At 59.6% G+C, this 21846-nt stretch carries 20 protein-coding genes and 1 pseudogene; 13 read left to right on the forward strand and 8 right to left on the reverse strand.

Translation table 11 applies throughout. From position 1 onward, the window contains the following. Window positions 1-9 precede the first annotated feature (9 nt). On the reverse strand, window positions 10-702 hold the full coding sequence (locus ACN0SD_RS12860) for a GntR family transcriptional regulator (RefSeq protein WP_417808635.1): 693 nt from the start codon (window positions 700-702) through the stop codon (window positions 10-12). 159 nt (window positions 703-861) lie between these two features. Here ACN0SD_RS12860 and ACN0SD_RS12865 point away from each other — a divergent pair, with 159 nt between their 5' ends. From ACN0SD_RS12865 to ACN0SD_RS12890, 6 genes are all read left to right on the forward strand, one after another. Continuing rightward, window positions 862-1944: a polyamine ABC transporter substrate-binding protein gene (locus ACN0SD_RS12865; protein WP_417808636.1), complete on the forward strand. Its 1083-nt coding sequence runs from the start codon at window positions 862-864 to the stop codon at window positions 1942-1944. A 77-nt stretch (window positions 1945-2021) separates the two neighbouring features. Beyond that, window positions 2022-3170 (forward strand): ABC transporter ATP-binding protein, encoded by a 1149-nt coding sequence (locus ACN0SD_RS12870; protein WP_417808637.1) that lies wholly within the window; start codon window positions 2022-2024, stop codon window positions 3168-3170. A gap of 16 nt (window positions 3171-3186) precedes the next feature. Then, window positions 3187-4077: an ABC transporter permease subunit gene (locus ACN0SD_RS12875; RefSeq protein WP_417808655.1), complete on the forward strand. Its 891-nt coding sequence runs from the start codon at window positions 3187-3189 to the stop codon at window positions 4075-4077. After that, entirely contained in the window at window positions 4074-4892 is an 819-nt protein-coding gene (locus tag ACN0SD_RS12880) for an ABC transporter permease subunit (RefSeq protein ID WP_417808638.1), read from the forward strand. Before ACN0SD_RS12875 ends, ACN0SD_RS12880 begins: the two co-directional genes overlap by 4 nt. Beyond that, window positions 4889-6241 (forward strand): NAD(P)/FAD-dependent oxidoreductase, encoded by a 1353-nt coding sequence (locus tag ACN0SD_RS12885; RefSeq protein WP_417808639.1) that lies wholly within the window; start codon window positions 4889-4891, stop codon window positions 6239-6241. Before ACN0SD_RS12880 ends, ACN0SD_RS12885 begins: the two co-directional genes overlap by 4 nt. A 110-nt stretch (window positions 6242-6351) precedes the next feature. Then, complete coding sequence (locus ACN0SD_RS12890; protein WP_417808640.1) at window positions 6352-7257, forward strand: alpha/beta hydrolase; 906 nt, start codon at window positions 6352-6354, stop codon at window positions 7255-7257. Window positions 7258-7339: 82 nt separating this feature from the next. Here the strand turns inward: ACN0SD_RS12890 and katG are convergent, their stop codons facing one another. Beyond that, complete coding sequence (katG, locus tag ACN0SD_RS12895) at window positions 7340-9517, reverse strand: catalase/peroxidase HPI (RefSeq protein WP_417808641.1); 2178 nt, start codon at window positions 9515-9517, stop codon at window positions 7340-7342. A 172-nt stretch (window positions 9518-9689) separates the two neighbouring features. Here katG and ACN0SD_RS12900 point away from each other — a divergent pair, with 172 nt between their 5' ends. The 7 genes from ACN0SD_RS12900 (at window position 9690) to ACN0SD_RS12930 (ending at window position 17718) form a co-directional block, all read left to right on the forward strand. Next, a complete protein-coding gene (locus ACN0SD_RS12900; protein WP_417808642.1) occupies window positions 9690-10604 on the forward strand; it encodes a LysR substrate-binding domain-containing protein in 915 nt (304 codons plus the stop codon). 685 nt (window positions 10605-11289) lie between these two features. Beyond that, window positions 11290-12192 carry a LysR family transcriptional regulator gene (locus tag ACN0SD_RS12905; protein WP_368393276.1) on the forward strand — a complete coding sequence of 301 codons (903 nt, stop codon included), beginning with the start codon at window positions 11290-11292 and terminating at the stop codon, window positions 12190-12192. A gap of 121 nt (window positions 12193-12313) precedes the next feature. Further along, a complete protein-coding gene (locus tag ACN0SD_RS12910) occupies window positions 12314-13477 on the forward strand; it encodes an ABC transporter substrate-binding protein (RefSeq protein WP_417808643.1) in 1164 nt (387 codons plus the stop codon). A gap of 66 nt (window positions 13478-13543) precedes the next feature. Continuing rightward, window positions 13544-14527 (forward strand): ABC transporter ATP-binding protein, encoded by a 984-nt coding sequence (locus ACN0SD_RS12915; protein WP_417808644.1) that lies wholly within the window; start codon window positions 13544-13546, stop codon window positions 14525-14527. Then, window positions 14524-15477, forward strand: coding sequence for an ABC transporter permease (locus ACN0SD_RS12920; protein ID WP_417808645.1), 954 nt, complete (start codon window positions 14524-14526; stop codon window positions 15475-15477). The genes ACN0SD_RS12915 and ACN0SD_RS12920 overlap by 4 nt, the downstream gene beginning before the upstream one ends. Beyond that, complete coding sequence (locus tag ACN0SD_RS12925) at window positions 15467-16276, forward strand: ABC transporter permease (protein ID WP_417808646.1); 810 nt, start codon at window positions 15467-15469, stop codon at window positions 16274-16276. Before ACN0SD_RS12920 ends, ACN0SD_RS12925 begins: the two co-directional genes overlap by 11 nt. Before the next feature lie 17 nt (window positions 16277-16293). Further along, a complete protein-coding gene (locus tag ACN0SD_RS12930) occupies window positions 16294-17718 on the forward strand; it encodes a gamma-aminobutyraldehyde dehydrogenase (protein ID WP_417808647.1) in 1425 nt (474 codons plus the stop codon). Window positions 17719-17829: 111 nt separating this feature from the next. Here the strand turns inward: ACN0SD_RS12930 and ACN0SD_RS12935 are convergent. From ACN0SD_RS12935 to ACN0SD_RS12960, 6 genes and pseudogenes are all read right to left on the reverse strand, one after another. Further along, a pseudogene (locus ACN0SD_RS12935) lies at window positions 17830-18212 on the reverse strand (transposase). 192 nt (window positions 18213-18404) lie between these two features. After that, window positions 18405-18788, reverse strand: a complete 384-nt coding sequence (locus tag ACN0SD_RS12940) for a c-type cytochrome (protein WP_417808656.1) — start codon at window positions 18786-18788, stop codon at window positions 18405-18407. A 50-nt stretch (window positions 18789-18838) separates the two neighbouring features. Beyond that, window positions 18839-20209 (reverse strand): multicopper oxidase family protein, encoded by a 1371-nt coding sequence (locus ACN0SD_RS12945; protein WP_417808648.1) that lies wholly within the window; start codon window positions 20207-20209, stop codon window positions 18839-18841. 1 nt (window position 20210) lies between these two features. After that, complete coding sequence (locus tag ACN0SD_RS12950; protein WP_417808649.1) at window positions 20211-20645, reverse strand: c-type cytochrome; 435 nt, start codon at window positions 20643-20645, stop codon at window positions 20211-20213. A 90-nt stretch (window positions 20646-20735) separates the two neighbouring features. Beyond that, window positions 20736-21068 (reverse strand): hypothetical protein, encoded by a 333-nt coding sequence (locus ACN0SD_RS12955; protein WP_417808650.1) that lies wholly within the window; start codon window positions 21066-21068, stop codon window positions 20736-20738. Window positions 21069-21118: 50 nt separating this feature from the next. Next, a complete protein-coding gene (locus tag ACN0SD_RS12960) occupies window positions 21119-21514 on the reverse strand; it encodes a MerR family DNA-binding protein (protein WP_417808651.1) in 396 nt (131 codons plus the stop codon). Between the last annotated feature and the right edge of the window lie 332 nt (window positions 21515-21846).

A 21846-nucleotide genomic window follows, 5' to 3' on the forward strand; every position in this document is an offset into this window, starting at 1 on the left:
TTTGCGAGGTCAAGAAACCTTCGACGCTTCGGGCGCGGTCGTGGCTTTGCTATCAAGTAAAACTGCGCGGATATTATCCATACCCTGCGCGATATCCTGCGCGATTGCACGCGCCACTGCCGCGCCATCATTCGCGCGTAGTGCGGCGATGGTTTCTTGGTGTTTGTCCGGTAGGTGCTGGGTGCCATAGCGGCCGCAAATCACCCGAAGCGAGGGTGAGGAGCGCAGCCAGAAACTGTCCACAGCAGGCAGCAAGATGTCAGATTGCGCTGCGCGATAGAGGGTCATGTGAAAGCGGCAATTCGATTGCAGATAGCGTTTCACATCGCCGCGCTCGATTGCCATATCCAATGTCGCGTCGATTGCGCAAAGATCTGAAATCAACGCCGGGGTGACGTTTTTCACTGCAATGCGAGCCAGTTCCGGCTCTAGCGCCATGCGCGCGAACTGCAGTTCGTCAATCTGGGGCAGGGTAAGCACGGGAACCGACACCCGCCGGTTGCCCTGAAAATGCAACGCCCCTTGCGAGGTTAATCGCCGGATAGCCTCACGCACGGGGGTGGTGGAACCGCCCAAAATTTCGGCCAAGCCTTGGATCGTGACAGGCTGGCCCGGGGCGAGATCACCACATAGAATCATGTTGCGCAACGCGTCATAGATGTTCAGATGCGCAGGTCGTTTTTCTGTTTCGATACCTATCACCTGCCACCCTCGCATTTGCCAACTGCCCGAAAACGGACCTGTTCCTAGAAAAATTGGGGCATCATTGGAGAAGAATGAGCCTTTACGTAGAAAGATGCTTGATTTGATCAAATAATGCCGCAAGGCTGTCATGTAAAGAATAACCAATAGGGAATGAAGATGCTCAAAACGTTCATACCAGCCGCCCTTCTTGCGATGTGTGGCACGATGGCAGCCGCCGAAGAGGTGCGCGTCTATAACTGGTCCGACTATATCGACGAGTCGCTGCTGAAGAAGTTCGAAGACGAGACCGGCATCAAGCTGATCTATGACGTGTTTGATTCCAACGAGGTGCTGGAAACCAAACTGCTGTCGGGCAATTCGGGCTATGATGTCGTGGTGCCCACCGGCTCGTTCATTGAACGCCAGATTCAGGCGGGCGTGTTCCAAAAGCTCGACTATTCCAAGCTGCCCAACTCGAAATACCTTTGGGACAAAATCAAAGAGCGCACCGCGCAATATGACCCCGGCAACGAATATTCGATCAACTACATGTGGGGCACGACCGGGCTTGGCATCAACATCGACAAGGTCAAAGAGATCATGGGCGATGATGCGCCCGTTGACAGCCTTGCGCTGGTTTTCGATCCCAAGAACATCTCAAAGCTGCAAAAATGCGGTGTGATGATGCTGGATGCGCCGACCGAGATGATCCCGGCTGCGCTGCGCTATCTGGGCGAAGACCCGAACTCCAAAGACCCCGAAGTGATCGCCAAGGCCGAGCCGGTGCTGGCCGCCATTCGTCCCTATATTCAGAAATTCAACAGCTCAGAATATATCAACTCGCTGGCTAATGGCGACATCTGTGTGGCCTTTGGCTGGTCGGGTGACATCCTGCAGGCGCGTGATCGCGCTGATGAGGCCGATAACGGCGTCCACATCGCCTATCACATCCCCAAAGAGGGCGCGCTGATGTGGTTTGACCAAATGGCGATCCCCGCTGATGCCCCCAATTCCGAGGGCGCGCTGAAGTTCCTCAACTTTATGATGGACCCGCAAAACATTGCCGCTGCGTCGAACTATGTGAACTACGCCAACGGCAACAAGGAATCGCAGAAATATTTGGACAAGGCGGTTCTTGATGATCCGGCGATCTACCCGGATCAGGCGACGATGGACAATCTTTACACCGTCACAGCCTATCCGCCGAAAGTTCAGCGCATCGTGACGCGCCTGTGGACCAAGGTGAAATCGGGCACCTGAGCCACCCACTGCCTTGCCGCGTCGGACATGTTCCGGCGCGGCTTTCGTTTCCCCCCTTCAAACTCACCGAGGTCCGCATGGCGCAGGTAAAGCCGCAAATCGTTTTTGACCCCTGGAACGACCCCGAGGCCAAGCCGCTGATCGAATGTCGCTCTATCACCAAACGGTTCGGTGACTTCACCGCCATCGACAATATCAACCTCAATATCTACGAAAAAGAATTCTTCGCGCTGCTCGGGCCGTCGGGCTGTGGCAAGACCACCTTGATGCGGATGCTGGCCGGGTTTGAGACGCCGACCGAGGGCAAGATCACCATCGACGGGCACGATGTTGCGAAGGTGCCGCCCAATAAGCGCGCGGTTAACATGATGTTTCAAAGCTACGCGCTGTTCCCCCATCTCTCGGTTTGGGAAAACATCGCCTTTGGTCTGAAACGCGAAAATGCCCCGAAGGATCGCATTGAGGAACGCGTAAGCGAAATGCTGCGCCTCACGCGGCTGGAGAAATTCGCCAAACGCAAGCCGCACCAGATTTCGGGCGGTCAGCGGCAGCGGGTCGCGCTGGCGCGCAGCCTTGCCAAGGCGCCCAAGCTGCTGCTGCTGGATGAGCCGCTGGGCGCGCTGGATAAAAAGCTGCGCCAAGACACACAGTTTGAGTTGATGGATATTCAGGAACGCACGGGCACGACCTTTGTGATCGTCACCCATGATCAGGAAGAGGCCATGACCGTCGCCTCGCGCGTCGCGGTGATGAATGCGGGCGAGATCATGCAAATCGCGACGCCCGCCGAAATCTACGAACAGCCGAACTCGGTCTATGTCGCGGATTTCATCGGCGACGTTAATATCATTGAGGGCAATGCCACACCGGTTCCGGGCGGCCCTGCAGGTGCCATTTCTATCGCTTATGCCGAGGGGCAAGACCCGGTGCAGGCGGTCGCGACAACCCCGGTGGCTGAGGGGTCGAAGGTATTTTATGCGATCCGCCCCGAGAAGATCACCGTCAGCCATCAGCCCGACCCCGACCGCGCCAACCATGCTTTCGGTAAGATCATCGACATCGCCTATCTGGGCAATATCTCGACCTACCGTGTGCAACTGGCCAGCGGCAAGCTGATCTCGGCCACGATGACCAATTCGCGCAGGCTTGAGCGGCGCGCCTTCACTTGGGAGGATGAGGTCTGGCTTAGCTGGACGCGTACCGCTGGCGTTGTGTTGACGAAGTAGGGGAAAACATATGAACCTGCGCCGACTCCTGCTGATCTCTGTGCCCTATTTGTGGCTAACGGCACTGTTCTTGGTGCCCTTCCTGATCGTGGTTAAAATCTCGCTGTCGACCACGGCCATTGCGATTCCGCCCTACACGCCGACGCTGGATCTGGCGCAAGGCTGGGCTGGGTTCAAAGACTTTCTCAGTAAGCTCAGCTTTGACAATTTTGCCTTCCTCACGCAGGACGATCTGTATTGGAAAGCCTATCTGTCGAGCTTGAAAATCGCGGCGCTGTCGACGCTGTTTACCCTGATCGTCGCTTATCCGATTGCTTACGGTATGGCGCGTGTACCTGATGAATGGCGCCCGACGCTGCTGATGCTAATCATTTTGCCGTTCTGGACCTCGTTCCTGATCCGTGTCTATGCGTGGATGGGGATTTTGTCCGATGAGGGGCTGCTTAATCAGTTTCTGATGTGGCTTGGCGTTATATCGTCGCCGCTGCACATTATGAACACCTCGAAGGCGGTCTATATCGGGATCGTTTACACCTATCTGCCCTTCATGATTCTACCGATCTATGCGGCGCTCGATAAGATGGATGAATCGCTCAATGAGGCGGCGGTCGATCTGGGGGCCTCGCGGTTGTCGGCCTTTTGGCTGGTGACGCTGCCGATGTCGCGCCCGGGCGTGATTGCGGGGTGTTTTCTCGTCTTCATTCCGGCACTTGGGGAATATGTGATCCCGCAGCTTCTGGGCGGGTCGAAAACGCTGATGATTGGTAAGGTCTTGTGGGATGAGTTCTTCTCCAACCGCGACTGGCCGGTGGCCTCGGCGGTGGCGGTGGTGCTGCTTGTGCTGCTGATCGTCCCCATCGTGCTGTTCCAGCGCAACCAGCAAAAACAGCAGGAGGCAGAGTCATGAACAAACGTCTGAGCTGGTTCAACGTTACCTCGCTGTCGCTTGGTTTCGCCTTTCTCTATCTGCCGATGCTGATCCTGATTTTCTACAGTTTCAACGCCTCGAAACTGGTGACGGTCTGGGCCGGGTTCTCGACCAAATGGTATGTCGCGCTGATGCATGATCAGCCCTTTCTTGATGCGGCTTGGGTGACGCTGAAGGTCGCTGTCAGCTCGTCAACGTTGGCCACGGTGCTGGGCACGATGGCGGCGATCACATTGGTACGGATGGGGCGGTTTCCGGGGCGCACGCTGTTTTCGGGCATGATCTACGCGCCGCTGGTGATGCCCGATGTGATCACCGGCCTGTCGCTGCTGTTGCTGTTCATCGCCATCGGTCTTGATCGCGGTATCTTCACGATCATGCTGGCGCATACGACGTTCTCGATGTGCTATGTATCGGTCGTGGTGTCCTCGCGTCTGCTGACCTTTGATCGCTCGCTTGAAGAGGCGTCGCTTGATCTGGGGGCCTCGGCCTTGACCACCTTCCGGCTGGTCACGCTGCCGATCATCCTACCTGCGGTAATTTCGGGCTGGCTGCTGGCCTTCACGCTGTCGCTTGATGATCTGGTGATTGCTTCGTTCACCACGGGCCCGTCCTCGACCACGCTGCCGATCAAGATCTTCTCGGCCGTGCGCCTTGGTGTTTCGCCGGAAATCAACGCGCTTTCAACCCTGATGATCACGGTTGTCGCGGTGGGTGTGGTCAGCGCCTCGCTGGTGTCCAAACGCGCTATCTTGAAACAGCAACGCGAAGAGCAAGAGGGCGAGCGGGTGTGAGCGACGCATCAATCGCTGGGCGGATTTACGAACCCGCAGCCTACAGCGCCAGCTCGCTCGAAGGCTGTTATTGGGTGCAAACCGCACCCGACACGGCCAGCTATCCGCGTCTTGAGGGAGAAGCCACGGTCGAGTTCGCCGTGATCGGCGCGGGCTTTACCGGCCTGTCAGCGGCCTTGCGTCTGGCTGAGGCGGGGGGCGATGTCGCCGTTCTGGATGCTCACCCGCCGGGTTGGGGCGCCTCGGGGCGTAATGGCGGGTTTTGCTGTGTGGGCGGGGCCAAGGCCAGTAGCGCGCAGATTGGCGCACGTTACGGTGCGCAGGAATTGACGCGCTTTTTCGCCGCCGAACGCGCCGCGATTGAGCAGGTCTCAGATCGTATCGCGGCGCTTGAACTGTCGGTTGATCGCCACTCACAAGGTGAACTGCAACTGGCTCACAGCCCCAAATTGTTTGCGCAGATGCGCGCCGAGGCCGCGAAAATCAGCGCGACTTACGGCGTTCAGGCCGATCTGATCGCACCCGGCGATCTGGCGGGCATAGGGTTGAACGCGCAGGGGATGCATGGCGGCTTGCGACTTGATCTGGGTTTTGCGCTTAATCCGCGCAAATATGCGTTAGGGTTGGCGCATGCGGTGCAGGCGTGCGGCGGGACGATCCATGCCGATAGCGCAGTTCTGTCGATTGCGCGCGAGGGCGATCATCATGTTTTGCGCACCAATCATGGCACCTTGCGCGCGCGTCATCTACTGATTGCGACCAACGGTTATTCCTCGGATGCGGTGCCGGGCTGGATGCGATCGCGGTTCTTGCCGATGCAATCGTCCGTAATCGTGACGCGCCCGTTATCTGATGATGAGATCGCCGCGCAGGGTTGGTCGAGCGATTTGATGGCTTATGATTCCCGCAACCTGCTGCATTATTTCCGCCTGATGCCGGATCGGCGGATGCTGTTTGGGATGCGCGGCGCTGTGCGCTTGACGCAGGCCAGCCAGCACGCCCATCGCACCGCCACGCGCGCCCATTTCGATGCAATGTTCCCCACGTGGCGTGGCGTTGAAGCGCCTCATTTCTGGTCAGGCCTGATCTGTATGGCGCGCGATCTGGTGCCGTTTGTGGGCGCGTTGGGGCAGGGAGATAACACCTATGCCGCCTTTGCCTATCACGGAAATGGGGTGGCGATGGGCTCGTGGAGCGGCGATCAGATGGCGCGGCTGGCGCTGGGTCAACCCACCGAGCTGCCCGACTTCTTTCAGCGCATGCCGAAGCGGTTTGAACTGGGTCCGCTGCGCCGTCTGTCGCTGCCGATGGCGCTGCTTCACTATCGCATCAAAGACGCGCTCAGCTAACGCAGCGCGGGGCCGCGTCTTGTTGTCGCCCATGCGCCTTGCTGCCTTGTCCGGCACATGCCTGCCCCCTAGATCAAGTCCACGTTTCCTCTGTGCGATTGGTGATACCCGTGACAACTGCGACTCTGACCTATCTGGCGCTTGCGCTTGTCATTTTTTTAGGCGCGCGTTGGCTGGTGCATTGGACGCTGCTGCGCGGGCTGGCGGCGCCTCGTTTGGCTCATGAGGTTACACCCGCAGACGTGGGGTTGACGGCCCAAAACACGCAAGACATTTGCCTTGCGGGACCGAATGGAAAGTCGCTGTTTGCATGGCTGGTTCTACCCGACACACCCGGGCCCCATCCGGCGGTGTTGGTGATGCACGGATGGGGGGCGAATGCGTCGATGATGTTGCAAATCGCGCCCCCGCTGCGGGCGGCGGGCTATGCGGTATTGTTTGTGGATGCGCGCTGCCATGGTGAAAGCGATGATGAGCGATTTACCTCGATGCCGCGTTTTGCCGAGGATATCGGCGCAGGGCTGGCCTATCTGCGCACCCGCCCCGAGATTGATCCCGACGACATCGCGCTATTGGGCCACTCGGTGGGGGCCGGGGCCGTGCTGCTGTATGCCGCGCATCACGATGATATTCGCGCTGTGATCAGCCTGTCCGCCTTTGCTCATCCGCGCGAGGTGATGCGCGCATGGTTGGCGCAGTATCACATCCCGTTTACGGTGATTGGCAGCTATATCTTGCGCCATGTTGAACGCGTGATCGGCGCGCGGTTTGATGACATCGCGCCGATCAACACCATCACCCAAGTCAAATGTCCGGTGCTTTTGGTGCATGGGCGCGAGGATACCAGCGTGGCGTTCAATGACGCGTTGCGCCTGCAAGCCGCTCAGCCCGCGGCGCAGCTTTTAGCGGTGACGGGTGATCACGATCTGCGCGAAACCCTGCGCCCGCACGGCGATGAGCTGGTGGCGTTTCTGGATAGCGCCTGCAAGCCAGCGCAACAGCAACGCGTTGGCTAAGGTCGCGAGATAAAAAGCGGCGCGGGGCAGGGGGGCCACGCGCCGCTTTGGTTTTTAGATCACCTTTGAGAGGTGAGGGGGCTTAACCCGCCAGATCAAAGCGATCTGCCATCATCACCTTGTTCCAGGCCGCGACGAAATCACGCACGAATTTCTCGTGGTTATCGTCTTGGGCATAAACCTCGGCGTATGCGCGCAGGATCGAGTTCGATCCAAAGACGAGATCGACGCGGCTGGCGGTCCATTTCACCGCGCCAGTCTTGCGGTCGCGGATCTCATAGCTGCCGTTTTCCACCAGATGCCAGCTATTGGCCATGTCGGTCAGGTTGACGAAGAAATCGGTCGTCAACTGGCCTTTGCGGTCCGTAAAGACGCCATGATTGCTGCCGCCGTGATTGGTGCCAAGCGCGCGCATTCCGCCCACCAGCACCGTCATTTCCGGCGCGGTAAGACCCATCAGTTGCGCACGATCCAGCATCATCTCTTCGGGGCTGACGATGTAGTCTTTCTTGAGCCAGTTGCGAAAGCCATCGGCCAACGGTTCAAGCACGTCGAAGCTATCGGCATCGGTCATCTCATCAGTGCAATCGCCTCGGCCCGGTGCGAAGGGCACCGCGATGTCAAAGCCTGCGGCCTTGATCGCCTGCTCAAGCCCGACATTGCCCGCCAGCACGATCACATCCGCGATGGACGCGCCAGCCGCCGCCGCGATCGGTTCAAGCACGCCCAGCACCTTGACAAGGCGGGCAGGCTCGTTGCCTTCCCAATCCTTTTGCGGGGCAAGACGGATGCGCGCGCCATTGGCTCCGCCACGCATATCCGAGCCGCGATAGGTGCGCGCACTGTCCCAAGCGGTCGAGACCATCTCAGCAATGCTTAGCCCGCTCTGCGCGATCTTTGCCTTAACCGCGTCCACGTCCCAATCCGTCGAACCGGCGGGAACCGGGTCTTGCCAGATCAGGTCTTCGCTTGGCACCCACGGCCCGATATAGCGCGCCCTCGGTCCCATATCGCGATGGGTCAGCTTGAACCAGCCGCGCGCAAACGTGTCTTTGAAATACTCGGGATCGGCCATGAATTTATGGCAAATCTCATTATATATCGGGTCCACTTTCATCGCCATATCGGCATCGGTCATCATCGGCATCCGGCGCTGGGTCGGATCGGTGGTATCGACCGGCATATCGGCCTCGGCGATATCGACGGGCTTCCACTGATAGGCGCCTGCGGGGCTTTTGGTGATTTCCCATTCATGCCCGAAGAGCATGTCGAAATAGCCCATGTCGAATTCCAGCGGATTGGTTGTCCACGCGCCTTCCGGGCCGCCGGTGATGGCGTTGGTCGCTTTGCCGTCCATTGCGGGGTTGAACCAGCCAAGACCCTGCTGGGCCACATCGGCTGCCTCGGGTTCTGCCCCCAGCTTGGCTGCATCGCCATTGCCGTGACATTTGCCCACCGTATGCCCGCCTGCGGTCAGCGCCGCGGTTTCCTCATCATTCATCGCCATGCGCTTAAATGTTTCGCGCACTTGGGCAGCAGTTTTCATCGGGTCGGGAACGCCGTTTACGCCTTCTGGGTTGACGTAAATCAGCCCCATCTGCACCGCAGCCAGCGGGTTTTCCATCGTGTCGGGCGTATCGACATCGCCATAACGCGCATCAGACGGCGCGAGCCATTCCTTCTCGGCGCCCCAATAGGTGTCGATCTCGGGATGCCAGATATCCTTGCGCCCAAAGCCAAAGCCGAAGGTTTTCAACCCCATGCTTTCATAGGCGACATTGCCCGCCAGAACGATCAGATCTGCCCAACTGACCTTGTTGCCGTATTTCTTCTTGAGCGGCCAGAGCAGGCGGCGTGCCTTATCCAGACTTGCATTGTCGGGCCATGAGTTGAGCGGCGCGAACCGCTGGTTGCCCGAGCCTGCGCCACCGCGACCATCGGCCAGCCGATACGAGCCCGCAGCGTGCCACGCCAGACGGATCATCAAGCCGCCGTAATGGCCCCAATCGGCGGGCCACCACGTTTGACTGTCTCTCAGCAGCGCGTGCATATCCGCCTTGAGCGCGTCAAAATCAAGCGTCTTAACGCTCTCGCTGTAATCGAAATCGCGCCCCATCGGGTCGGTCTTGGTGTCATGCTGGTGCAGAATGTCGAGGTTCAGCGCATTGGGCCACCAATCCATCACATTCGACCCCATCGCGGTATTGCCGCCATGCATCACCGGGCATTTGCCAGCCGTGTTCACATCATTTCCGTCCATGATCGCTCTCCCTTTGCGCGTGTCGTGGGCAGGGGGCCTACAATGCGCCCTGACCTGCCAGATCTGGGTTGCGTCCTGCAGCCCCGATCAAACCCAAATTTCTGCTTTCAACATAGCAGGCTTTATCATAATTAAAATTTTGATTTCCTAATGTGTGATATAAGGCTGGCTTATGATTCCGGTGACGCTGAAACATCTGCGCTATTTTGAGGCCCTCGCGCGTCATGGCCATTTCGGGCGTGCTGCCGAGTCTTGCGCGATTTCGCAGCCAGCACTTTCGTTTCAGATCAAAGAGCTGGAGGAGATCCTCGGCGCGCCTTTGGTTGAGCGCGGGGCGCGCCAGATCCGGTTGACGGGTCTGGGTGAGGCTTTGGCAAAGCGCGCGCGTCTCATCTTGCGCTCGGTGGATGAGTTGGGCGATTTGGCGCGCGCGGCGCATGGGCCGCTCAGCGGGCGGTTGCGGATCGGGGTGATTCCCACCGTCGCGCCCTATCTTTTGCCCGATCTGATCCGTCAGTTGGGCGCGCAGTATCCTGACCTCGACATCCGCCCGCGTGAGGCAATTACGCAAACCCTCATCGCTAACCTGAATGAGGGGCGCATGGATATCGCTGTCGTCGCCCTGCCGGTTTCCGAGACAAGTTTGCACGAAGAGCCGATTTTCGATGAGGAATTCGCGTTGGTGCGCCCGCGCGCGGATGCCGATAAACCCGTGCCCAGCCGCGAGGGACTGTTGGAAATGCGCCTGTTGTTGTTGGAAGAGGGGCATTGTTTCCGCGACCAAGCATTGTCGTTTTGCAAGGCCTCGCGCCTTGGCACCCAAGACCTGATGGAGGGTAGTTCGCTCAGCACACTTGTTCAGATGGTCGGGGCGGGAATCGGGATCACCCTGATCCCGGAAATGGCCGTGCGGACCGAGATGCGCGCCGCGGACGTCTCAGTTGCGCGCCTGCCCGCGCCACGCCCCAAACGCACCATCGGCCTTGTCTGGCGCAAATCCAGTCCGATGGCCCCACAATACGCCCAGATCGCGCGCCACCTGCGCCAGCAGTTTGATGCGCTTAAAACCGGTTGGCGTGCGGACTAACCTCGTCGCAGACTCAAGGTTTGCGACGTGACGTTCCTGTCCCCTCGCGCTCAGGAGGCGGATGCGGGTTCAGTGCCAGTGGGGCATAAGCTTGTGCGCATGGCGCCGTCAGCGCCTAGAATTGCCCAATAAAATCATTGAATTTCAGGATGATACCGTGATGTCGCTTCGCGAAGGCTGGAAAAACATGTATTCCGATGGTATAAGTATGCAAATTCTAGATACGCAAACAGCAAACAAAAAACCCGCAAATCGCCGACCTAATTCAGCTGAGATATTGGCTGTTTTCAGTGCTTGTCTTTGATCTGCTTCATCAGAACGACCGGGTCGAACGCCTGTTCGTAATCATCGACTTCAAAAGGCCTTACTAGGAGGTAGCAACGCGCCGCCTTCAGCCCCTCGCACACGACGCTCCCACCGCCACCCTCTTCCCCGAACGCTTCGGCCCCGGCGACCTGCAAAGGAGGGATTGGGCGACAAGATCATTGGCTGGTCTTGTCACCAAGGCAGCATTGCGCCCAGAGAGTGCAATTGCGTGCCATCACGGCGGGGCGACGGGTCAAAGGCCTTATCTAACGTCGCCGGTTTTACATCAAAACTCGTGCGCCAAGTCAGCGATGTGCAATCTATCAAGCAATTCCGCGCGCGATAGACATCGCTTTGATTGACACGCTAAGAACGTGAGATGGCATTTTCACTTAAACAGCTTCGCTACTTTATCGCGGTCGCCGAGACCGGCACCGTGTCGGGCGCCGCGCAGACGCTTGCGATCTCACAATCCGCGGTCACCGAAGCGATCCGCGAGTTGGAGGCCGATCTCGGTGTGCCATTGTTCACGCGGCACGCGCGCGGGCTAGAGATCACCCATAAGGGGCATCAGTTTCTGCGCCATGCCACGGGCATTCTCGCGGGGGTCGCCGATGCCCGCCACGCCCTGACGCAGGAGAGTGACGACCTGACCGGGACGCTGCATGTCGGGGTGACCTCGCTGGTGGCGGGCTATGTGCTATCGGATATTCTCGCCCGGTTCCGGCGTGCCAATCCGCAGGTTGAGGTGACGGCATCGGAAGATTCAGGCGATTATCTCGAGCATCTCTTGGTCGGCGGAGAGTTGGACGTGGCGGTGATGGTGACGAGCAACATGCGCGACCGCATGGCGCTGCAGACCGAGATCATCGATACCTCGCCCTACCAGCTTTGGCTGCCCAACGGACACGAGTTGACGACGCGGCCCTCCGTCTCGATCGAGGATCTCACGGGTGAGCCGATGATCATGTTGAGGATCGACGAGGTCGAAGAAGCGACGCGCAAGTTGCTGTCGGCCTTTGGGGCGCGCCCGCGTGTGGCCTTTCGAACCCGCTCTGTAGAGGCGGTGCGCTCATTGGTGGCGACGGGCGCGGGAATCGCGCTTTTGCCGGAGATGGTTTATCGCCGCTGGTCTCTTGAAGGTGACCGTATTGTGTCCAGAGATGTATCGGGAAGCCTGCCAGTTGTGCAGGTTGGAATCGTCTGGAGAAAAGGCGCCCCCCTTTCGCGTGTGGCGCGCGAATTTGTTCTTGCAGCGCAAGTTCATAAAAACACGCGATGATTTCTAGGTATCAGTTTTTCCGATAGCTAAAACCTGAGAATTGAATTTGTGAAAGCTCACGGAGTTTCACAGGCTCGTGCGCAAGAGAGTTCCAACTCTCGTTGCAACAGGGAAAGTCATGATGAAACAGATTTTCAAAGGCTGCGTATCTGGCCTTGCACTCACCGCTGCCACAACGCTTCCGCTGCAGGCCGCCGATATGCTGAGCGAACTGGGCGCGGGGGAAGGTAGCGTCTCCATCGTCGCATGGCCGGGCTATATCGAGCGCGGCGAAACCGATCCGGCCTTCGACTGGGTCACCAAGTTTGAAGAGGCGACAAGCTGCAAGGTCGAAATCAAGACCGCCAACACCTCGGACGAAATGGTCGCATTGATGAACGAAGGGGGCTTCGATCTGGTGACCGCATCGGGTGACGCCTCACTGCGCCTGATTGCAGGCGCTCGTGTGCAGCCGGTCAATATCGATCTGATCCCAAGCTGGTCGCGCGTCGATGATCGCCTGAAGGACGCCCCGTGGCACACCGTCAAGGGCACGCATTACGGCACGCCCTTCATGTGGGGGCCGAACGTGCTGATGTATAACACCGAGGTGTTTGGCGAGGCGCCCAAAAGCTGGAACGTCGTGTTCGAGGAGATGGCTCTCCCGGATGGCGAAAGCAACAAGGGGCGCGTGCAGGCCTATGACGGGCCGATCTATATCGCGGATGCTGCGATGTATCTGATGGCCCACAAGCCCGAGCTAGGTATCACCAGCCCCTATGCGCTTAACGAAGACCAATACGCCGCCGCGCTGGATCTTTTGCGCGTCCAACGCACGCTGGTATCGCGCTATTGGCATGACGCCTTCATCCAGATCGATGATTTCAAGAACGAGGGCATGGTGGCCTCGTCCTCATGGCCCTTCATGGTCAATCTGCTGAAAGCCGACGGCTTGCCGGTCGCGTCCGTGATCCCCGAAGAGGGCGCAACGGGTTGGGCCGATACGCTGATGCTCCATTCCGAGGCGGCACATCCGAATTGCGCCTACATGTTCATGGAGCATTCGCTGAATTCGAACCTGCAATCCGATCTCTCGGTGTGGTTTGGCGCCGTGCCCTCCGTGCCCGAGGCTTGTGCGGACGGATCGGGGATGCAAACCGCTGCAGGCTGTTCCGAGAACGGTCTCGACGATTTCGACAAGATCAAGTTCTGGCAAACTCCGGTGTCGAACTGTGACGGCCAAGACAACTGTGTGCCCTACTACCGCTGGGTGTCCGACTACATCGGTGTGATTGGCGGCCGCTGATCGCTATAAACCGCCCGGATCCGACCCCTTTTCGGGTCCGGGCGCATTCCCCCCGAAAGACCAAAGATGACTGATGCCGTGACCTTCCAAGGCGTTTCGCGCCATTTCGGACCCGTAAAAGCCGTGGACGAGGTCGATCTTTCGATCCGTGATGGAGAATTCTTCGCCATGCTCGGCCCGTCCGGTTCGGGCAAGACGACTTGCCTGCGCTTGATCGCGGGGTTCGAACAACCGACCGCCGGGCAAATCGAGATTTTCGGTGAACGTGCGGAGGGCGTGCCGCCCTATCTGCGCAACGTGAATACCGTGTTTCAGAACTACGCGCTGTTTCCGCATATGAACGTGCGCGAAAATGTGGCCTTCGGGTTGCGGGTCAAGGGCGTGGGCAAGGCCGAGCGGCACCGCGCCGCCGAAGAGGCCTTGGAACTTGTCGAGCTGGGCGGCTATGGCCACCGCCGCGCCGGAGAGTTGTCGGGCGGCCAACGTCAGCGTGTCGCGCTGGCGCGCGCGCTGATCAATAAGCCGCGCGTGGTGTTGCTGGACGAGCCTTTGGGCGCGCTCGATCTGAAGCTGCGCGAACAGATGCAGGAAGAGCTGCGCAAGTTGCAACGTGCGCTGGGGCTGACCTTTGTCTTCGTCACCCACGACCAAGATGAGGCCCTGTCGATGGCCGACCGTGTGGCCGTCTTCGCTGAGGGAAAAATCCAGCAAATCGGCACCTCCGAAGACATCTATCGCTGCCCCAATACGCGCTTTGTGGCCGATTTCGTCGGCTCCTCCAACGTGCTCCCCGCCGATCTTGCGGGAGTCGGGGGTGTGGGCCAATGGGCCTCGCTGCGCCCCGAGGATGTGGTCCTTGATCCTGCCGGCCGAGAGGCGACGGTCACGGGCCGGTTCTTTCACGGCCGGGTGACCAAGCTTTCGCTTGATCTTGCGGGGCAAAGCCTGACGGCCCTGATCCCGGCGCGCGAAGATACCCCTGATGTGGGCGAGGCGGCACGGATTTCCTGGGATCCTGCGCGGGTGCATCTGATGGAGCGAGAAGCATGAGCGATCTTAGCTCAAATGCGGCGCTTTTCGCCCCGCGCTCCGGGCCGCTGGCGCGCGCGGTGGACTGGATTATCCGCCACCCCCGCATGTTCGTCTTTCTGTTGGTGCTGCCGATCACGCTGTGGCTTGGGATCGTCTATATTGGCGCGCTCATTGCCCTTTTGATCCAGAGCTTCTTTTCTATCGACGAGTTTTCGGGCGTCGTGGTTCATGAGTTCACGCTGAAAACCTATGGCGAGCTGCTGCGGCCCTACAATCTCGACATCATCCTGCGCACAGTGGCGATGGCCGCATCTGTCACCATCGCCGCTGCGATCCTGGCCTTTCCTATCGCCTATTTTGCCGCCCGCTATGCGAAGGGCAAATGGAAGGCGCTGTTTTATGTCGGCGTCATGCTGCCGCTCTGGTCAAGCTATCTGGTCAAGGTTTACGCTTGGAAACTCGTGCTTGCCAAGGAAGGCATCCTGAACTGGATCTTCGCCAAGCTGCATCTGACTTGGCTGCTGGACGGGTTTCTGTCCCTGCCCGTGATCGGCGGAAACTCCTTGTCGGTCAGCTATATCGGCACCTTCCTCGTGTTTCTCTATATCTGGCTGCCCTACATGATCATTCCCATGCAGGCGGCGTTGGAACGGGTCTCCAAGGATCTCACTGAGGCCGCCTCCGATCTTGGCGCAACGCCGCGGCAGAGCTTTCGCATGGTGTTGCTGCCTCTCGCGCTGCCGGGAGTGGTGGCTGGCTCGATTTTCACCTTTTCGCTGACGCTGGGCGACTACATCGTGCCCCAAATCGTGGGCAATTCGCGCCTGTTTATCGGGCAGGCAGTCTATACTCAGCAAGGCACGGCCGGGAACATCCCGCTTGCTGCGGCCTTCACTGTGGTGCCGATCGTCATCATGGGCATCTACCTTTGGGGCGCGCGCAAGATGGGGGCGTTCGATGCACTCTGACAACCGATCTCCGTTGGCTCTCAGGCTGGCCGCATTCGGTGGGCTCGTTTTCCTGCTCGCTCCCATCGCGTTGATTTTCCTCTATGCCTTCTCGACCGAGGAGAAGAGCTTTCAATGGCCGCCGCCCGGTTACACGCTGAAATGGATCGGCGTCACCCTTGGGCGCGCGGATGTCTGGGAGGCCATGGCCCTATCGGTGAAAGTGGCCGCGATCTCGACCACTCTGGCGCTGATCCTTGGTACATTGACCGCTGCCGCCGTGGCGCGCTCCAAGTTTTTCGGACGCGAGACGATTTCGCTTCTGGTGATCCTGCCCATCGCCTTGCCGGGGATCATCACCGGGATTTCGCTGCGCTCGGCCTTTTCGCTTTTGGACATTCCGTTCAGCACTTGGACCATCGTCTTGGGCCACGCGACCTTCTGCATCGTGATTGTCTACAACAATGCCGTGGCGCGGTTCCGGCGCACATCGGGGGCGCTGATCGATGCGGCCATGGATCTGGGTGCGGACGGGGTGCAGACCTTCCGCCTCGTGATCCTGCCCAATATCGCAACCGCCTTGCTGGCGGGCGGGATGCTGGCCTTTGCCCTCAGCTTTGATGAGGTCATCGTCACCACTTTCACCGCCGGCAATCAAACCACGCTGCCGATCTGGATGCTCGAAGAGCTCGTCCGCCCACGCCAGCGCCCTGTGACCAATGTGGTCGCAATGGCGGTGGTCCTTGTGACAGTCCTTCCAATCCTCGCGGCCTACTACCTCACAAAAGACGGCGAACACACCGCCGGTTCAGATAAATAAAAGCAGGGAGACCCCCCATGGATACGCAAATGCTGATCGGTGCAAAGCTCGTTTCAGGCACGGAAACTGAGGAGCGCATCCTCAATCCGCGCACCGGCGAGATCATCACCACGCTGCCCGAAGCTTCTCTCGCGCAGGTCGAAGAGGCGGTGGACGCGGCCGAGAAGGCTTTCACGGCTTGGTCGCGCACCACGCCTGCCGAACGTTCGGGCTATCTGCTCAAAATCGCGGACCGGATCGAGGCGGAGGCGGAGAACCTTGCGGCGCTGGAGGCGCTCAACTGCGGCAAACCCGGCCCGCTCGCGTTGGGGGATGAGCTTCCCGCCATCGTGGATTGCTTTCGGTTTTTCGCGGGCGCGGTGCGCTGCATGACCGGGCCAGTGGCGGGGGAATATCTCGAAGGGCATACTTCGATGGTCCGGCGCGATCCGATCGGCATCGTCGCCTCGATCGCGCCGTGGAACTATCCGCTGATGATGATGGCCTGGAAGATCGCGCCTGCGATTGGGGCGGGCAATACGGTGGTGTTCAAACCGTCCGAGCAGACCCCGCTGACCGCGCTGGCCATGGCAAAGATCTTTGCCGAGGTGCTGCCCGAAGGCGTTGTGAACATCATTCTGGGACGGGGCGAAACGGTGGGCTCTGCGCTGATCAACCATCCGAGAGTGGCGATGATTTCGGTTACCGGCGATATCGCGACGGGGCGTAAAATTTTGGAAGCCGCCAACAAGACGATCAAGCGCACGCATCTTGAGTTGGGCGGTAAGGCTCCGGTCATCGTGTTCAACGATGCTGATCTCGAGGCCACCATCGAAGGGCTGCGCGCCTTCAGTTTCTACAATGCCGGCCAGGACTGCACCGCCGCCTGCCGCGTCTATGTGCAGGGCGATGTGTATGACAAGTTCGTCGCTGGTCTGACGGATGCCGTGGCAGAGATCTCTTATGGTCACGAGGATGACAGCCTTAACGAGATCGGGCCGCTCATCTCGCAGCGCCAAAGCGACCGGGTGGCGAGTTTCGTCGCGCGCGCGAGAGAGGCCAATCATATCGAGATCACCACGGGGGGCGAACGTCCTGAGGGTCCGGGCTTTTACTACAAGCCCACCGTGGTCGCGGGCGCGCTTCAGACCGATGAGATCGTGCGGCGCGAGGTCTTTGGCCCCGTGGTCTCGGTGACGCGGTTCGACGATCCCGACGATGCGATCAAATGGGCCAATGACAGCGATTATGGCCTCGCTTCGTCGGTTTGGACCAAGGACGTGTCCAAGGGGATGCAGGTTGCAGCAAGACTGCAATATGGCTGCACTTGGGTAAATACCCATTTCATGCTGACCAACGAGATGCCGCACGGGGGCATGAAACAATCGGGATATGGCAAGGACATGTCATCCTACGCCTTGGAGGATTACTCGGTCGTCAGGCACGTTATGGTTGCCCATTAAACGTGGCACGATGAGCTAGTATCGACCGCCACGAAGACGAAGCGAACCGGCGTGCGCAGGTCGATGGGTGGAAAGGGCCGCGTATTCGACTACGTCTTAGGGTCCGCGGCCTTAGATCCAGTAGATGACAGTAGCAGCGAGCGCGATAACCGAGAGGAAGGCATTGGGGCCGCGATCATACCGCGTTGCTACGCGTCTCCAGTTCTTGAGCCTGCCGGACATGATCTCTATGCGGTCGCGGCGTTTGTCGTATTTCACAGGCAACTTGAGCTGCTTGCAGCGTCGAGAGGTGGGATCGGCAGTGACGCATAGGCTCAATGGGCGCCCTTTTCGCTCCATCGATTCCATCGGTTTTAGAGCGTCTTGTGAGGACCGTATTCCTTCGGGGCGTCGCGCCATCGTAAGCCATTGCGGTTGATAAAGATAATCCCGCTCAATACCCTGCGATCATCGACACGTGGCTTGCCGTGCGATTTCGGGAAGTAGGGCTCGATACGCGCCCTCTACGCATCGGTCAGTCAGAAAAGATCAAACATATAACGGCTCCGTTTTCGAACGCTGAAACACGCCAAGAAACTGGAATCAATGGGTCCTGACCCCAAGATGGCTACCGGTCGTTCCTTTCCAGAGATTGGCAAGCCAAGGCGCGACAAATCTCACGTTACTGGCAATATAACTTTCCCCCTTCAATTTCCGTCGCGTTCCGCCTGCACCGCCTGCATTCGGTCGGACCATGTCGAGCGGATGAAGGCGAGAATGTCGAGGATCTCGCTATCTTCGAGGGTTTCGGCGAAACCGGGCATGCCGCTGGCGAAATCCCCGACTCCACGGTCGGTAAGCGCCGCTGCGCCGCCGCGTTTGACGTAATCGAAAAGCAGCCCGGTATCGTGGTGCCAAGTGTGGCCGCTTTCGTTATGTGGCGGCGCGGGCAGAATGCCGTCAGCTCCTGGCTCGCGCCAATTTGGCTGGCCCTCAAGCTGCGCGCCGTGGCAGCTTGCGCAGGTCTCGCCATAGAGCCGCTTACCCGTCGCTATATCGCGCCCATCAAGCGGGCCAGCACTTGCTGGCATCGCCAGCCCAGACAGCACACCAAGCGCGTAAAATGCAGGGGTCCAATTCATCACGCCACCTCGATCCAAGCTGTCATCCCCGCCGCCGCATGGGCGAGCATATGACAATGCAACAGCCATTTGCCCGGGGTGTCGGCGATGAAGGCGATCTCCTGGCTCTGGCCCGCCATCGTCAGGATCGTGTCGCGCATCGGACCGAACTTACTCTGGGGTAATACCTCGCGGAAATGCATCCCGTGCAGGTGCATCGCGTGGGGAAAGGCAGTGTCGTTGAGCAGGCGCAGCCGCACCGGTTCGCCGCGCGACAGCCGGGCAAAGGGAGCCTCGCCCAACCCGGCCTGACCAGCCAGCGTCCAGAAATTGCCGCCTTGCATCAGAGTGCGCATCTGACCCATCGCCATCCGCCCCATCGCGCCGCCTTCGATCTTCATCTCAAGCGAGCGCGCCTGCGCAAGATCGGGCAAATCCATGCGCGGGTTGGGCGGCAGCGCCGATGGTGGATCGCGCCGTGCACGGCTGGCTTGGCCTGCGATTTCGAAACCGACCTGCGTATGCCATTGATCATCATTGCCCAAGCGCTCGATCGCGGACTGCGCGCCCTCGGCCGTGACATCGACGATCAGGTCGATGCGCTGCGCAGGTGCGATGACCATCTCCTGCGCGACGGGTTGCGGTGCTGGCAAGGGCATTCCGTCCAGCGCCACCTGCCAGCCGCTCAGCCCGACAAGCCGCAGCACGAAGATCCGGGCATTGGAGGCGTTGATCAGACGCAAGCGCAACCGTTCGTGGCGCTTGACGGCAAGCGCGTAGTTGAAACGCCCGTTCGTGCCGATCAGGTTGCCAAGGCGACCGCCATGGCTGAGAGTCATCGGCTGGCTGAAATCCGGGTCGATCTGCGCGGTCTCGGGGTCGAGCAGCCAGTCATCAAGCATTAGAACCTCGTCGCGATCGACATCCGGGGCCTCGGGTTCTTCGACGATCAGCGCGCCTGAAAGCCCCCGCGCCACCTGCTCCATCGAGTTGGTATGCGCATGATACCAATAGCTTCCGGCATCGGGCAGCATGAAATCGTACGCGAAACTGTTCCCCGGCGGCACGGCGTCTTGCGTGAGTCCCGCCACACCATCCATTGCATTGTCGATGCGGATTCCGTGCCAGTGGATCGAGCTGGCCACATCAAGCTTGTTGACGAAACGGCGGCGCAACCGCGCGCCTTGGGGAACGCGCAATTGCGGGCCGGGCAGCGCGCCGTCATAGGCCCAGACTTCGGTTTGTGGGTAGCCCTCGGGCGCGATCTGCGCGTTTGCGCGCTGCGCGGTCAGAACGACGGCTGCGCTCTGGGCGAAGCCCGCGCGCCATGTCAGCGCGCTTGCGCCCGCTCCGGCAAGAACGGCACGGCGGTTCGGTTTGAAAGTCTGCATCTCAGTTGATCCCGTTGGCGCGCTGCAATTCGCGCACGTAAGTGACGATATTTGCGGTGTCGGCGCGGGTCAGGCCCTCTTGCGGCGGCATATTTCCAAAACGCCAGTGATGGGCGCGCACGCCGATCTGCGCGGCAGCGAGGAAGGCCATGTCGCCGTGATGCGAGGGTTCGTAAATCTTATGCACCAGCGGCGGTCCGAAACCCGCTTTGCCGGTTGCGTTCGCGCCGTGACACGCCACGCATGTTGCGTTGAATGCTCGTTCGCCCATCCGAGCTTGCGCGGAAAGCGACTTGGGAAGGGTGATCGAGACAATCGGGTCACCTTGGGTCGGTGTTGCGGCCTCCGCCTCGGTCCCGCTTTTGGGTTGCATCGCGAGCCATCCGCCCGCAGCGATTGCCGCGATGATGACGGCAGTGAGAATGTAGGGTTTCATTGTGTATCCAATTCGATCATGCGCCCGAGTGCGGACGCGAAACACGAGTTCCCGCGCCGATGGGAGCGGGGCATGCGAAAGTGTGATCGATCAGATACGAGGTGGTGGAAGGTCGAGCTGGGGCTCATGTGCCAATGGGGCCGCTATGACGGCAGGCCGGAGCGGAACAGACAGATCAACTCGGCTCAGAGAAAGCTCGGGCGTAAAGACCAGAGTAGCCGAGACCAGCATTTGCGCATGCGGACAGGGCATGTCCTGCGCGGGTTGGCCCGTGTGATGTCCGTCGGGACAGGCCGCGCAATCTGTGATCGTGGACGCGTCCATCGCGCGCGCATGGGTCATCGCCGCAGCGGGTGCACCCAGCTGCGATAGGCCCATCATCACAACCAGCCCGACCACGAAGATATGCAGCGCCTTTCGCATGTCTCTCCCGTTTGTCTCACAATTATATCTGCTAGGCTTGCACGCGCCTGTCAATCCGTGCGCAGGCCCATCAACTCGTCGAGGATCGCGCAATCGGGGGCGTCATCGCCGTGGCATTGCGCGATGAGCCCTTCAAGCTGCGCCTCTAGCGCATTGAGAGACGCGATCTTTTCGCGCACCGCTTCCAGATTTTGCTGCGCTAGCGCGCGCACATCGCGGCTTGCACGGCCTTCGTCGGCGCTCAACGCAAGCAAGCGGCGACATTCCTCAAGCGAAAAGCCGAGATGACGCGCCTGCGCCAAAAGCCGTAGCTGCTCAACGCAGCCTGCGTCGAAATCGCGATAGCCATTCGCGCGCCTGTCCGGCGTGACGAGGCCGATTTCCTCGTAATAGCGGATGGTTTTGACCGGCAACCCGGTCTGCGTCGCGGCGGATCCGATATTCATCTTAACATTCCTCCTGAGGGCAGGATAAACCCTCCAGTAGCAGGAAGGAAAAGTCACGCTTGCGTGATGCGCCCTTAGCAAGTGCTATTGCATCAACACGCCGTGAGATTTGCGCAAATTGGCGGTTGAATCGTCCAACAACCATTTCTACCCCCTTGAGCCTCCACCTGCTGGAACCCCTATCTCTGCCTCAAGAGGTCGGCAGATTCCGATTTTCAACGCATACGATCAGGAGAACGCACATGGACATGAGCACCAGTTCCAACGGCGAAACAAGCGCTTTTGAAACACTGTCCGTCGATGTCGAGGGCATGACTTGCGCGTCTTGCAGC

The sequence above is a fragment of the Thioclava sp. genome (genome assembly GCF_048263065.1).
In the GTDB taxonomy this organism is placed as follows: Bacteria; Pseudomonadota; Alphaproteobacteria; order Rhodobacterales; family Rhodobacteraceae; genus Thioclava.